The sequence below is a fragment of the Mycolicibacterium cosmeticum genome (assembly GCF_000613185.1).
GTDB lineage: Bacteria > Actinomycetota > Actinomycetes > Mycobacteriales > Mycobacteriaceae > Mycobacterium > Mycobacterium cosmeticum.
The window spans coordinates 1,527,127-1,540,298 of sequence record NZ_CCBB010000001.1 but is presented as its reverse complement, the minus strand read 5'-3'; the positions used below and the strand labels follow the sequence as shown (position 1 = coordinate 1,540,298).

13 protein-coding genes are annotated in these 13,172 nt (G+C 69.0%); 7 read left to right on the top strand and 6 right to left on the bottom strand.

The features are described 5' to 3' along the window. Nucleotides 1–32 precede the first annotated feature (32 nt). On the bottom strand, nt 33–644 hold the full coding sequence (locus tag BN977_RS07260; RefSeq protein ID WP_051561132.1) for a hypothetical protein: 612 nt from the start codon (nt 642–644) through the stop codon (nt 33–35). A 143-nt stretch (nt 645–787) separates the two neighbouring features. Here BN977_RS07260 and BN977_RS07255 point away from each other — a divergent pair, with 143 nt between their 5' ends. Next, entirely contained in the window at nt 788–2,041 is a 1,254-nt protein-coding gene (locus BN977_RS07255) for a mannosyltransferase (protein WP_084172434.1), read from the top strand. Here BN977_RS07255 and BN977_RS07250 read toward each other — a convergent pair. Next, nucleotides 1,986–2,270 carry a 4a-hydroxytetrahydrobiopterin dehydratase gene (locus BN977_RS07250; protein ID WP_036396893.1) on the bottom strand — a complete coding sequence of 95 codons (285 nt, stop codon included), beginning with the start codon at nt 2,268–2,270 and terminating at the stop codon, nt 1,986–1,988. The genes BN977_RS07255 and BN977_RS07250 overlap by 56 nt on opposite strands. A 27-nt stretch (nt 2,271–2,297) precedes the next feature. On the opposite strand from BN977_RS07250, the gene BN977_RS07245 reads away from it, so the two are divergent. The 3 genes from BN977_RS07245 to BN977_RS07235 are packed head-to-tail and all read left to right on the top strand — an operon-like array spanning nt 2,298 to nt 4,891. Beyond that, nucleotides 2,298–2,699, top strand: a complete 402-nt coding sequence (locus BN977_RS07245) for a (deoxy)nucleoside triphosphate pyrophosphohydrolase (RefSeq protein ID WP_036396892.1) — start codon at nt 2,298–2,300, stop codon at nt 2,697–2,699. 49 nt (nt 2,700–2,748) lie between these two features. Next, nucleotides 2,749–3,828, top strand: a complete 1,080-nt coding sequence (locus BN977_RS07240) for a hypothetical protein (protein WP_036396890.1) — start codon at nt 2,749–2,751, stop codon at nt 3,826–3,828. A gap of 13 nt (nt 3,829–3,841) precedes the next feature. Next, on the top strand, nt 3,842–4,891 hold the full coding sequence (locus BN977_RS07235; RefSeq protein ID WP_036396889.1) for a hypothetical protein: 1,050 nt from the start codon (nt 3,842–3,844) through the stop codon (nt 4,889–4,891). A gap of 12 nt (nt 4,892–4,903) precedes the next feature. Here BN977_RS07235 and BN977_RS07230 read toward each other — a convergent pair whose 3' ends face one another. Both BN977_RS07230 and BN977_RS32820 read right to left on the bottom strand, forming a co-directional pair. Beyond that, entirely contained in the window at nt 4,904–5,170 is a 267-nt protein-coding gene (locus tag BN977_RS07230; RefSeq protein ID WP_024450902.1) for an FmdB family zinc ribbon protein, read from the bottom strand. 71 nt (nt 5,171–5,241) lie between these two features. Continuing rightward, nucleotides 5,242–5,403 carry a hypothetical protein gene (locus BN977_RS32820; protein WP_165576299.1) on the bottom strand — a complete coding sequence of 54 codons (162 nt, stop codon included), beginning with the start codon at nt 5,401–5,403 and terminating at the stop codon, nt 5,242–5,244. A gap of 53 nt (nt 5,404–5,456) precedes the next feature. On the opposite strand from BN977_RS32820, the gene typA reads away from it, so the two are divergent. Continuing rightward, nucleotides 5,457–7,361: a translational GTPase TypA gene (gene typA, locus BN977_RS07225; protein WP_036396887.1), complete on the top strand. Its 1,905-nt coding sequence runs from the start codon at nt 5,457–5,459 to the stop codon at nt 7,359–7,361. Nucleotides 7,362–7,374: 13 nt separating this feature from the next. Here the strand turns inward: typA and BN977_RS07220 are convergent, their stop codons facing one another. After that, nucleotides 7,375–8,673, bottom strand: a complete 1,299-nt coding sequence (locus tag BN977_RS07220) for a hypothetical protein (RefSeq protein WP_131590039.1) — start codon at nt 8,671–8,673, stop codon at nt 7,375–7,377. 411 nt (nt 8,674–9,084) lie between these two features. On the opposite strand from BN977_RS07220, the gene BN977_RS07215 reads away from it, so the two are divergent. Next, nucleotides 9,085–10,968 (top strand): ABC transporter family substrate-binding protein, encoded by a 1,884-nt coding sequence (locus BN977_RS07215; protein ID WP_109790178.1) that lies wholly within the window; start codon nt 9,085–9,087, stop codon nt 10,966–10,968. On the opposite strand, the gene BN977_RS07210 is transcribed toward BN977_RS07215, so the two are convergent. Then, the gene (locus BN977_RS07210; protein ID WP_036396885.1) at nt 10,955–12,205 is read right to left on the bottom strand and encodes a chloride channel protein; all 1,251 of its coding nucleotides are present in this window, start codon (nt 12,203–12,205) and stop codon (nt 10,955–10,957) included. The genes BN977_RS07215 and BN977_RS07210 overlap by 14 nt on opposite strands. Before the next feature lie 17 nt (nt 12,206–12,222). Between BN977_RS07210 and mshB the strand changes: the two genes are divergently transcribed. Further along, nucleotides 12,223–13,098 carry an N-acetyl-1-D-myo-inositol-2-amino-2-deoxy-alpha-D-glucopyranoside deacetylase gene (gene mshB, locus BN977_RS07205; protein ID WP_036396884.1) on the top strand — a complete coding sequence of 292 codons (876 nt, stop codon included), beginning with the start codon at nt 12,223–12,225 and terminating at the stop codon, nt 13,096–13,098. Nucleotides 13,099–13,172: the final 74 nt, after the last annotated feature.

Here is a 13,172-nt window from a genome sequence, read left to right as displayed (position 1 = left end):
TGTGGTGATGACGACGGTCGGTCAGTGCCGGGTCACGGCAATGCGGACAGCGCGTTGGTCGGCAGCAGCATCGGCACCAGTCCCGCGGCACCCGGCAGTGCGGACGCGGCGGCCGGAGCGGCGGCGGTCGCCGGGGCACCGAGCGCAGCGGGTGCGGTGGTCGCGGCCGAGGCGGCCTTGGGCAGCAGGCCGGCCAGCGGCGAGCCGGCGGGCATCAACCCGGCCAGGGCGCCCGGGAAGTCCAACTGCTTGGGCAGATCCAGGCCGGCCACCTGCGGCAGGTTCACATCGGCCGCGGGCAGCAACACATTGCCGGTGGGCGCAGGCGCGGTAGCGGCTGCCGCGGGTGCGGCCGCCGACGCCGGGGTCACCGCGGGCAGCTGCGGCAGCGTCAGGTTGGCGCTCGCCGTCGGTGCCGGAGCCGCGGCGGGCGTCGCGGCCGCGGGTGCGGCGGTGGCGGCTCCGCCGCCCGACAGCGCCGAGGCCAGGCCCTGGATGAGCTGGGGCGCCATGGCGATCTGGTTGGCGAACGGCAGGGCGGGTGCGGCCGGCGCGCCGGGCGTGACCGGTGCCGGCGGCACCGGGTCGGCGCCGGCCAGCGGGCTCAGTGCGAGCGCGGTGGCAGCACCGGCTCCGGCAATCACGCTGGAAATAAAGGCTTTTCTGGTAGCTGGCATGGTTCTCCCCAATTCGTTGACGGCAGGCCTGCTCCCGAAGGTATCCAGTTACTGGTGTTACTCAAGTGACACGTGTGGCGGTTATTCAACCGTTACGGAGGTGTGCGCCGATGGTGACCGCGCACCGCGCGGCTACAGTCGTGCCGGTAGACACCACCTCTTCGCGCGCACCCAGCGCGCCGCTGACCCGCCTGGCGCCGGTCGTGCTCGCGCTCAGCATCGCGGCCCGGCTGGCTTGGACGTATCTGGTGCCCAACGGCGCGAACTTCGTCGACCTGCACGTCTACGTGGGTGGCGCGGCGGCGCTCGACCACCCGGGAACGCTCTACGACTACGTCTACGCCGACCAGACTCCGGACTTCCCGCTGCCCTTCACGTATCCGCCGTTCGCCGCAGTGGTGTTCTATCCGCTGCATCTGCTGCCGTTCGGCGTGGTGGCGTTTCTGTGGCAGATCGGCATCATCGCCGCGTTGTACGGCGTGGTGGCGCTGAGCCTGCGGTTGTTGGGTCGAACCGATGCGCGCCTGGCGATGGCGTGGACGGCCGTGGGTATCTGGATCGAGCCGCTGCGCAGCACGTTCGACTACGGGCAGATCAACGTCCTGTTGGTGCTGGCCGTGCTCTACGCCGTGTACAGCTCGCGGTGGTGGGTATCGGGCCTGCTGGTCGGCCTGGCTGCCGGGGTGAAGCTGACCCCGGCGGTGTCGGGCCTGTACTTCGTGGGGGTGCGGCGCTGGGCGGCCGTCGCGTTCTCGGCGCTGGTGTTCGCGGCCACGGTCGGATTGTCGATCCTGGTGGTCGGCGATCAGGGCCGCTACTACTTCACCGATCTGCTCGGTGATGCCGGCCGCGTCGGCCCGATCGGCACGTCGTTCAACCAGTCGGTGCGCGGCGCGATCTCCCGGATCGTCGGGCACGACGCCGGCTACGGACCGGTGGTCGTGGCCATCCTGGTGGTGGCCGCGGTGCTGGCGGTGCTGGCCTGGCGCGCGGTCGACGGCGCCGACGACCGGCTGGCCGGCATCGTGATCGTGCAGTTGTTCGGCCTGCTGCTGTCGCCGATCTCGTGGACCCACCATTGGGTGTGGCTGATCCCGCTGATGATCTGGCTGCTGCACGGCCCACTGCGGCAGCGGCTGGGCGCGCGGGTCTTCGGATGGGGCTGGCTGGCGTTGACGCTCGTCGGCTTGCCCTGGCTGTTGAGCTTCGCGCAACCGACCATCTGGGAGATCGGCCGGCCGTGGTACCTGGCCTGGGCCGCCCTGATCTACCCCGTGGCCACCCTGGCCACACTGGGGTGGATGGCCGCTACTGGCCCAGAATCCGGTCGATATCGGCCGCCATCGCCAGATCCTTCTCCGTGATCCCGCCGGCGGAATGCGTCACCAATGCGAAAGTGACCGTCCGCCAACGGATATCGATATCGGGGTGATGGTCGGCCTGCTCGGCGAATTCGGCGACGCGGCGCACCGCGTCGATCCCGTCCAGGAACGCCGGGAACTTGACCGACCGGTGCAGGGCGCCCGCTGCCCGTTCCCACCCGGGAAGATCGGCCAGCGCGGCATCAACCTGTTCGTTCGTCAACACAGCCATGCAATCGACGGTATACCGTCATCGGCGATGCATGAGCAGATTGTCGTTGCGGGGGCGCTCATTTCGCATGACGTCCTGCTGGTGGCGCAACGGGCCCGTCCCGCCGAGTTGGCCGGGCTCTGGGAGCTGCCCGGCGGCAAGGTCGCGCCGGGAGAGTCCGACGCCCAGGCCCTGGCCCGCGAACTGCACGAAGAACTCGAGATCCGGGTGAGCGTGGGCGCCCGCATCGGCCCGGATGTGACCTTGCCCAACGGCATGACGCTGCGTGCCTACCGGGTGACGCTCACCGACGGCAGCCCGCAGCCGCACGACCACCGCGCGCTGCGCTGGGTGTCGGCCACCGAACTCGACGGCCTGGCGTGGGTACCGGCCGACCGGGCCTGGGTGCCCGATCTGCTCGTCGCGCTGCGCACACCCGGCGGCCGGTAGATCCGGGTTTGCCACGCGCACAGCCGGCACACAGTAATCTCCTCGAGCCATGGGCGTGCTGCGGTTCATCTGGCGTGGTGTGCTGGCGTTCGACCGAGTGGGCAAACGCGTACCGCAACTGATCCAGACGTGGCTGATCGAATTCCTGTTCGTCATCCCGCTGATGTTCTTCATCGCCGGGCTCATCGACATTCGCGGTGCGTTCGGCGTGCCCGGCACCGGCGGCTCGATCTCCGGGGCGCAGTGGGGCGCGCTGGCGGTGTCGGCGGTGTTCGGCTTCCTGTTCGTCCGCAGCCTGGTCCGACCGCGGCTGGTGCAGACCACCTGGACGCCGATGGTGCGCGCCGACGTCGGACCGGTGACGGTGTACGGCGGCAACCGCGCCTGGGCGGTCACCTACACCTACCTGACCAGTCATCCGTCCTACATCCTGCTGCACCTGCTGACCGTCTGGATCCCGCTGGTGATGGTGTGGATGACGGTCGACCGCGGCGACGAGACGTTCTACTACCGCGTCGCCGGCTACACCGGGCTGGTGTTGCTGGGCCTGATCGCGCTGGCCCGCTTGCTGTCCTGGTATGTGTTCCGCTGCGGCCGTGCGCAATTGGACACGCAACTCGCTGACGCACCGATATCGGCCACCCGGCTGGCGTGGGAGATGGCCTGGAAACCGCTGATCATGCTGCTGGTGCTGATCTACGCGGTCAGCGCGGTCCCGGTGGCCTACATGTGGTGGCAGGAGCAGCGCACCATCGCACACCTGCCCGAGGTGACCGCCGCCGACGGGTCTGGCCACGAAGGCGAGTTCTTCCGCGTGCGCGGCGCGGTGGCCGGCGAGCCGGTGTACTGGGCGCCGCGCGGGACCGGCCGCGGCGGCAACAATTACGCGGGTGCCGGTGTGCTCGTCGACCTGGAATCCGGTGGTGACGCGCTCCTGCTCGCCGAGGCGCTCTCGGTCCCTGACTTCGTGGGAGTGATGAAGGAGGCCGGCGGTGGGGTGCTGAACTCTCACGGCCGGGTGATCGAGTCCATCGACGAGGATCAGCGGACGTATTACGGCTTCGATCTCGACGATTTCGATGAGCCGCCTCCCGAAGGGCGTGTCATGCTGCTGCTCGAGTACCCCTGACGATTGGCCGGCGATGCGATTCTTGCAATTCCTCTGGCGGGGCGTGCTGGCATTCGACCGGGTCGGCAGCCGCATCCCACAGCTCGTCCAAATCACGTTCGTGGAACTGCTTTTCGTGATGCCGTTGGCCTTCTTCATCGGGAAGGTCATCGACATCCGCGGCGCCTTGGGGGTGCCGGGCACCGGGGGAGCGGTGCCCGCGGTGTTCTGGGGTGCCTTGATGGTGTCCCTGGTGTGCGGATTCTTCGTCGTCCGCAGCCTGGTTCGGCCGCGCGTGCGCGAAGGCAGCTGGGCGCCCATGGCCCGGATACCGCTCGGCGGGGATGTCGATCTGCTGGTGGCCAACAGCCGGGCCCGGGTCACCTACGACTACCTGTCCAGCCATCCGTCCTACGCGCTGCTACTGCTCATCATCCTGCCGCTACCGCTGTCCATGTGGTTCTTCAGCCGCGACGAAGGTGACAGCACCTTCTACTGGCGGGTGACCGGTCTGGTCGGGATGGCCCTGCTCGCCGGCCTGGCCATTGCGCGGGTATTGGCTTGGTACGTCTTCAGATTCGGTCGCAAGGAGTTGGAGCGGGTGAGTCCGCGGATCGCCTGGGAGATCGCGTGGAAGCCGGTGCTGATGCTCGTCGTGTTCTGCTATGCGATCACCTGCATCCCGCTGGCGGTGATGTTCTGGCAGGACGCGCGACGGGTGGCGGGCTGGCCCGTCGTCGCCGTCGGCGATCGTCCGGGTGCGGAGGTCCGGGTGGAAGGTGAGCTGACATCGGATCCGGTGTATTGGGCGCCCAACGGAACCGGTCGCGGCGGCAACAATTACGCCGGAGCCGGGGTGCTGGTTCGCCTGGACGGGGGCGGTGAGGCGTTGTTGCTGGCCGAGTCGATGACGGTGTCGGATTTCAAGGCCGCCGTCGCCGAGGCGAAGAACGGTGTCATCCACACCCAGGGAAAGGTGATCGACGAGGTCACCGAAACGCAGCAGAAGTACTACGGACTGGACCCGGCCGCGTTCCCCGGGTCCGACGACGGCCGGGTGCTGGTGCTGCTGCAGACGCCCTGACGGCCGGTTCCCCTAGTACCGGAGCCGGTCGCCGACCACCCGCACCTCACCGCCGGGATGCTGGGCGGAGTAGATCGGGTGGATGAGCGCCTGATGGCGGCAATGCGGGCACGACGCCTGCGGCGCATTGGCCGAGGCGAAGGTCAGATGGTGACATGCCGCACACCGGACCACGAACGCCGCGCCGATCCAGTTGAGCAATCCGAGGTAGATCGCCGCCGTCGTCGCCAGCGCCAGCACCACGATCAGCGCTACGGTGAGTGCCTCGTAAACCGTCATGATCGCTACCTCCAACCATCGGTGACGGACACTTCAACGGTACGCCCGATTCTGCCGGTCTATGCAGGTCATCACGACTTTCTGGCATGTTTGAAGACTTTCTCCAGCTCCTTACCAGACACACCGGCGTGCGCCGCCTTCCGCACCTTGTGCAGCACCAGCGGACACCGCTTGCAGCGCGGCTTGCTCCGGCAGCACTTCTTCTTCGGCTTCGCCGATACCAGCTTCTTCACGGGCTCTTCCGTCGTTTTCGTGATCGGGTACTCACACTGCGACAATCACCGTCGTGGATTCTCGCCCGAACTTTCGCAACGTTGCCATCGTCGCGCACGTCGACCACGGTAAAACCACCCTGGTCGACGCCATGCTGCGGCAGTCCGGTGCGTTGACCCACCGCGGTGACGACGCGACCGAACGCATCATGGACTCCGGTGACCTTGAGAAGGAAAAAGGCATCACCATCCTGGCCAAGAACACCGCGGTGCACCGGCACAACGCCGACGGCACCGTCACGGTGATCAACGTCATCGACACCCCGGGCCACGCCGATTTCGGCGGTGAGGTGGAACGCGGCCTGTCGATGGTGGACGGTGTGGTGCTCTTGGTCGACGCGTCCGAGGGCCCGCTGCCGCAGACCCGGTTCGTGCTGCGCAAGGCGCTGGCCGCGCACCTGCCGGTGATCCTGGTGGTGAACAAGACCGACCGGCCCGATGCCCGCATCGCCGAGGTCGTCGAGGAAAGCCACGACCTGCTGCTCGACGTCGCCTCCGACCTGGACGAGGACGCTCAGGCCGCCGCCGAGAAGGCGCTGGACCTGCCGACGCTGTACGCCTCCGGTCGTGCCGGCATCGCCAGCACCAACCAGCCCGCCAACGGCGAAAACCCCGACGGCGAGAACCTCGACCCGCTGTTCGACGTGCTGATGGAGCACATCCCGCCGCCGCAGGGCGATCCCGACGCGCCGCTGCAGGCGCTGGTGACCAACCTCGACGCCTCGGCGTTCCTGGGCCGGCTCGCGCTGATCCGCATCTACAAGGGCCGGCTGAAGAAGGGCCAGCAGGTGGCCTGGATGCGCGAGGTCGACGGGCACCCCGTCGTCACCAACGCCAAGATCACCGAACTGCTGGGCACCGTCGGCGTCGAGCGCACGCCCACCGAGGAGGCCGTGGCCGGCGACATCGTCGCGGTGGCCGGCATCCCGGAGATCATGATCGGCGACACCCTGGCCGACCCCGACCACGCGCACGCGCTGCCGCGCATCACCGTCGACGAGCCGGCCATCTCGGTGACCATCGGCACCAACACCTCACCGCTGGCCGGCAAGGTGTCCGGACACAAGCTCACCGCCCGCATGGTCAAGAACCGGCTGGATCAAGAGCTCGTCGGCAACGTGTCGATCCGCGTCGTCGACATCGGCCGGCCCGACGCGTGGGAGGTGCAGGGCCGTGGTGAGCTGGCGCTGGCCATCCTGGTCGAGCAGATGCGCCGCGAGGGCTTCGAGCTGACCGTCGGTAAGCCGCAGGTGGTCACCCGGCAGGTCGACGGCAAACTGCACGAGCCCTTCGAGGCGTTGACCATCGACTGTCCCGAGGAACACCTCGGCGCCATCACCCAGCTGATGGCCGCCCGCAAGGGCCGCATGGAGCAGATGACCAACCACGCCGCCGGGTGGGTCCGGATGGACTTCATCGTGCCCAGCCGCGGGCTCATCGGTTTCCGCACCGACTTCCTGACCATCACCCGCGGCACCGGCATCGCCAACGCGGTGTTCGACGGGTACCGGCCGTGGGCGGGCGAGATCCGCGCCCGGCACACCGGCTCGCTGGTGTCCGACCGGTCCGGCCAGGTCACGCCGTTCGCCATGATCCAGCTGGCCGATCGCGGGACGTTCTTCGTCGAGCCGGGTGAGGACACCTACGAGGGCCAGGTGGTCGGGATCAACCCGCGCGCAGAGGATCTCGACATCAACATCACCCGCGAGAAGAAGCTCACCAACATGCGCTCCTCCACGGCCGATGTGATGGAGACGCTGGCGCGGCCGATGGAGCTCGGCCTGGAGCAGGCCATGGAGTTCTGCGCCGAGGACGAGTGTGTCGAGGTGACCCCGGAAGTGGTGCGGGTGCGCAAGGTCGAGCTGACCGCCAGCCTGCGCGCCCGCGCGAAGGCACGCGCGAAGCAGCAGCAGGGCTGACGGCCGCTCTCGGTTAATCGCCCGCCGTCGATGACGAGCCGGCGCCGGCGGTGGCACCGGACGAGCCGCTGCCGGTATCCGTCGATGCCGAGCCGGTGGACCCCGACGGTGACGTGCTGCTGTCGGTCCCCTTCGGGTCGGTGGGTGCCGGCTCTTCGGTCGCCTTCCCGGATGACGTTGTCTCCGAGGTTTTTTCGCCGGCCGGGTCACCGACCTTGGCGCCGGGGGTGACCTTGTTGCCGTCGCTGAGGTCGGTGGCACCGTTGGCCGATGTCGACGGTGTCTTCACCTCGGCCGGCTCGGTCTTGGTTTCCGCCGGTGCCGCCTCGGCCGTCTTGGTGTCGGTGGTCCCGGTCTTTTCGGCCTGCGTCCCTTCGGTTTTGGCGCCCTCGGTGGCCGGTTTGGTGTCGGTGGCACCGGTGTCGGGGGCTGCCGGCGCGGTATCCAGGGTCACCGTCGCCGCGGTGGTGGCGGGCAGCTCGGTGGCCGCCGCCGTGGCGAGGGCGGCCGGCCCGGCAGCCTTGACCAGCGGCGACGGCGGCGGGGCCATGGCGTCGGCGATGGTCTGGCGGGCGTTGAGGATTCCGGCGACGAGGCCGTTGATCAGGCCGACGGTCCCGGTGTTGGGGTCGCCGTTGAGCGCACCGCCGATGACGGTGGCCGGAGCGGTGAGCACGGTGGTCAGCACGGCGCCGAGGTTGCCGGTGGTGATGCCGTCGTAAAGCCCTTGAGCCACCACGCCCAGTGAGTTCACCACGGCGGTCATGGTGCTCAGGACCGGCAGGCCCACACCGATCAGGATCGCCGTGGGCAGCGCTTCGACCACCCGGGCGAACGTCTTGGCCATGTTGACCGGGATCTGCAGGGTGTTCAGCAGCGGGAAGGCAACGCCCACCAGGGGATTGATCACCAGCCCGCTCCACAGCGTGTTGATCGCTTCGCCGACCTGGCCGGCCTGCAGCTGCACACCCGCCGCGTCCAGTGTCGGCCGGATCTGCTGCACCGAGTACTTGAGGGCGTTGAACATCTCCGGCGGCACCTTGGCCACGATGTTCAGGTTGGCCCGGGTGTTGACCAGGAACTGTTCCAGGATCGGCATGCCTTGATTCCACGCTTGTGAACCGACGGCCTGCAGGTTGGTCCAGGTGTTCTGGAGCAGCTCGGTGTAGGCGTCGACGACCGGGTTCGCGGCGAGGGTGACGGCCGGCAGATGGACCTCCGGTGGTGGTGCCGTCACCGGGGTCACCGCGATGACGCCGGCACCCACCAACGCGATGCCCGTCGTCACATAGGGGCGCAATGCACGTTGCAACGTTCTCTCCTTCACCGGAATTGTGATGTCGGTCACTCCGACGGGGCTGACCGTAGTACGGCGGAAGGAGCGGGAGGGAACTTTGGTAAAACGTGTTCCAATTTAATTCTGTCGGGGTCTGCTACTTGTTTGCCAATATGCGCGCAAGCGGAATTACAGCCACTTTTTACATGCTCAGTGAATATTTTCCAGATGGAAGCTCCGGCGGCATATATGCACGTGATATTCGGGTTCTTGCGAAGGAGTCAGTATGGCTGTGAGGTTGCTGAACCGCGGCAGTGACCATCTGGTAGCTAATATTCTGACCGGATTGATGGAATTTCGACAGAACTACGACCTCTAGTCGAAACAATCCTCGATCGGCGCCGCGAACCCATGTTGGGGGTGGCTCCCGGGCATGCCGATACCCTGTTGTGCGTGCCGACGAACCCACGACGTTTCCGCGCTGTCGCCGGCGCACTGATCGGAACGTCGTTGGTGTTGGCCGGGTGCACGGTGAGCCCGCCGCCCGCTCCGCAGAGCACCGAGACGACGCAGTCGACGCCCCCGCCGCCGCCCAAGTCGATGCAGATCATCATGGCCATCGACTCGATCGGAGCCGGGTTCAACCCGCATCTGATGTCCGACCAGTCGCCGGTGAACGCCGCCATCTCCGCACTGGTGCTGCCCAGCTCGTTCCGGCCGGTTCCGGACCCCGCGTCGCCCACGGGCTCGCGGTGGGAACTGGATACCAGCCTGCTGGTGTCGGCCGAGGTGACCAGCGAGGCGCCGTTCACCGTCACCTACAAGATCAAGCCCGAGGCGTCCTGGACCGACAACGCGCCGATCGCCGCCGACGACTACTGGTATCTGTGGCGGCAGATGGTCAGCCAGCCCGGGGTGGTCGATCCGGCGGGCTACGACCTGATCACCGGGGTGCAGTCGGTCGAGGGCGGCAAGACGGCCGTCGTCACCTTCTCTCAGCCCTACCCGGCATGGCGGGAACTGTTCAACGACATCCTGCCCGCGCACATCGTCAAGGACGTGCCGGGTGGTTTCGGCGCCGGATTGGTGCGGGCCATGCCGGTGACCGGCGGCCAATTCCGGGTCGAGAGCATCGACCCGCAGCGTGACGAGATCCTGCTGGCGCGCAACGACCGGTACTGGGGCCCGCCGGCGGCGCCCGACCAGATCCTCTTCCGGCGTGGGGGAGCGCCTGCGGCCCTTGCCGATTCGATCCGCAACGGCGACACCCAGGTGGCTCAGGTGCACGGCGGCCAGGCGGCCTTCGCGCAACTGTCGGCCATCCCGGACGTGCGCACCGCGCGCATCGTCACGCCCCGGGTGATGCAGTTGACGCTGCGCGCCCAACAGCCCGCGCTCGCCGACCCGCATGTCCGCAAGGCGCTGTTCGGGTTGCTCGATGTCGACCTGCTGGCCGCCGTGGGCGCCGGCTCGGACAACACCGTGACACTTGCGCAGGCCCAGGTGCGGTCGCCATCGGATCCCGGCTACGTGCCGACCGCTCCGCCGGCGCTGACCCGGGAAGCCGCGCTGCAACTGCTGGCCGACGCCGGCTATCAGGTCGAGCCGGTGACCTCGACCCCACCGTCGACGCCGGGCACGCCGCCGCCCGACGATTCCCGCGGCCAGATCTCCAAGGACGGCCAGCCGCTGACGGTCGTGATCGGGGTGGCGGCCAACGATCCCACCTCGGTGGCGGTGGCCAACACCGCGGCCGACCAGTTGCGCAGCGTCGGGATCGCCGCCTCGGTGTCGGCGCTCGACCCCGTCGCGCTGTACGGAGATGCCTTGGCCAACAACAAGGTCGATGCGATCGTCGGCTGGCATCAGGCCGGCGGCGATCTGGCCACCGCGCTCGCGTCGCGCTACGGCTGCCCGGCCCTGGAGGCCACCTCGGTGTCCACGGCGACGCCGTCGCCGAGTATCACGACCACTCCGTCGTCGTCACCCACGCGGACGACACCGCCGGCGACCTCGGCTCCCCCCACCCCGACCGCGACGGCACCGCCGCCCAGTGGCGCAGGCGAATTGGTGACGGTGCCCAGTAACCTGACCGGCGTCTGCGACCGCAGCATCCAGCCGCGCATCGAGTCCGCGCTGGCCGGGACCGAGGAGATCGGCAAGGTTATCGACGCCGTCGAGCCGCGACTGTGGAACATGGCGACGGTGCTGCCGATCTTGCAGGACACCACCATCGTCGCCGCCGGCCCGCGAGTCCGCGGGGTCAGCCTCTCCGGCGCGGTCCCGGTCGGGATCGTCGGCGACGCCGGCAAATGGGTCAAACAGCCTTAGCCGCAACACGTTTCCACAGCGCATGGGCGGCGAAGGCGGCGATCGCGAACACGATCAGCAGCCACTCCGGCGGGCGGGCCAGCTCCCACACGAACACCCCGGCGAACAGCGGCGCCCGCTGGGTGATGGCCAGCACCCCCGCGGCGCAGGTCAGCGCCGCCGCCGGGACGTTCAGCCCGGCCCCGGCGAACTCGTTGAGGGCAAGGGCGACAACCGAACCCGCCGCCGCGCCGGTGGCCAGCGCCGGGGTGATCAGGCCACCGACCGCGCCCGCCCGCAGGAACAACGCCGTCAGGGCCGGCTTGAGCAGCAGGATCACCGCGGCCGCCGACAACGTCAATGAGCTGTCCACGGCGACGGCCAGGATGCTGCGGCCGTTACCCGGCAACTCCGGGTACCAGATGGAGCAGATGCCGGTCAGCAGCCCGGCCGCGGCGATACCCGGGATCAGCAGCCACGAGGCGGATGGCGTGCGCGGCCGGGCGGCGGCCATCAGCCGGTTGAACGCCATCCCGATCCCGACCGCCAGCGGGGCGACGGCCAGCGCCAGCAGCACGAAGCGGTAGGACACCCCGGCCGACGGCCACACCAGGGGATGCTCCAGGTGGGTGACGGGCGCGGCGACGGCCACCGCCAAGCTGGAGGTGACCAGCGCGGTGCCGACCACCCGGGGATGCCAGCTGCGCAGCAGGATCGTGACGGTGAACAGTGCCCCGCCGATCGGCACGCTGTACACCGCGCCCAATCCGGCGCCGGCCGCAGAGGCCAGCAGGATCTCGCGGTCCCACTCGGTCAGGGTCCAGCGCCGGGTGGCGGTGTCGCCGAACACCGCGGCCAGTTGGCGGGGCGCGCCTTCGCGGCCGAGTGAGGCCCCCGACCCGACGACGAGCACCTGCAGCACGGCATCGACGGCCATCGGTATCCGGGCCAGCGGGCGGTGCGCGCTGATCGTCGCCGTCAGCGACGGGACCGGTCCGCGCCGTCGCAGCAGCCACCACCCCAGGCCGGCGAGCGCCCCGCCGATCATCGGTCCGGTGGCCCGCCGGATGTGGCCGGCCGCGCCGACACCGGTGAGCAATGTGCCCAGGTGATAGTGGTAGGTGAGGTGTTCGACGTAGTGCAGCAGCAGGGTGGTGGCGGCGCCCGCGACGCCGGCGAGCAGGCCGACCGCCAGGACACCGCAACCGAACTCCAGAAGGCGCCGCTCACCGGTGTTCTTCGCGTCGGTCGGCGGCACAGGGTAAATCTAGGGGAGTGCAAACACCTCGGCTGCTCTTCGTGCACGCCCACCCCGATGACGAGTCCCTGACCACCGGCGCGACCATCGCGCACTACGCCGCGCAGGGTGCCACGGTGCGCGTGGTCACCTGCACCATGGGCGAGGAAGGCGAGGTGATCGGGGATCGCTGGTCCCAGCTCGCCGTCGACGCCGCCGATCAACTGGGTGGCTACCGGATCTCCGAGCTGAGCACCGCGCTGGCCGCGCTCGGAGCCGGCGAGCCGATCTTCCTCGGCGGCGCGGGTCGCTGGCGCGATTCCGGGATGCCGGGCACGCCGGCGCGGCACCGGCAGCGCTTCGTCGACGCCGACATCGAGGGACCCGTCGCCGCCTTGGTGGCGGTCATCAGGGAGATGCGCCCGCACGTCGTCGTCACCTATGACCCCAACGGCGGGTACGGGCACCCGGACCACATCCGCGCGCACGAGGTCACCACCGCCGCCGTCGCGGCCGCGGCCGGCGACGGCCATCCCGGCGAGCCGTGGCAGGTGCCGAAGTTCTACTGGACCGTGCTGGCGCAGTCGGCGATCGCCGCCGGGCTGGCCGCGCTCGGGGACCCGCCCGCCGACTGGATCAGGATCAACCCCGAGGACCTCACCTTCGGTTATCCGGACGAGAAGGTGGACGCCGTCATCGACGCCACGGCGCAGTTGCCGGCCAAAGCGGCCGCGTTGCGTGCCCACGCCACCCAGGTCAGCGTGGCTCCCGACGGCCGGTCGCTGGCGCTGTCGAATCTCGTCGCGTTGCCGCTGTGGGGGATCGAGCATTACGTGCTGGCCGCCGGGTCGGCGGGCGAGCGCGACGCCAACGGGGTGGAGACCGATCTGCTCGCCGGCGTGAATCTGGGCTGACGGGTTTGCACACGCGGTAAGCTCCCCGGCATGGACCCGGATTTGGATCCCAATCTGCAGCACCAGCAGGACCG

Bases quoted from the DNA above. Each gene is read 5' to 3' on its own strand.
- BN977_RS07255 (WP_084172434.1), top strand. From the start codon at position 788: ATGGTGACCGCGCACCGCGCGGCTACAGTCGTGCCGGTAGACACCACC.
- BN977_RS07250 (WP_036396893.1), bottom strand. From the start codon at position 2,270: ATGGCTGTGTTGACGAACGAACAGGTTGATGCCGCGCTGGCCGATCTT.
- BN977_RS07245 (WP_036396892.1), top strand. From the start codon at position 2,298: ATGCATGAGCAGATTGTCGTTGCGGGGGCGCTCATTTCGCATGACGTC.
- BN977_RS07240 (WP_036396890.1), top strand. From the start codon at position 2,749: ATGGGCGTGCTGCGGTTCATCTGGCGTGGTGTGCTGGCGTTCGACCGA.
- BN977_RS07235 (WP_036396889.1), top strand. From the start codon at position 3,842: ATGCGATTCTTGCAATTCCTCTGGCGGGGCGTGCTGGCATTCGACCGG.
- BN977_RS07230 (WP_024450902.1), bottom strand. From the start codon at position 5,170: ATGACGGTTTACGAGGCACTCACCGTAGCGCTGATCGTGGTGCTGGCG.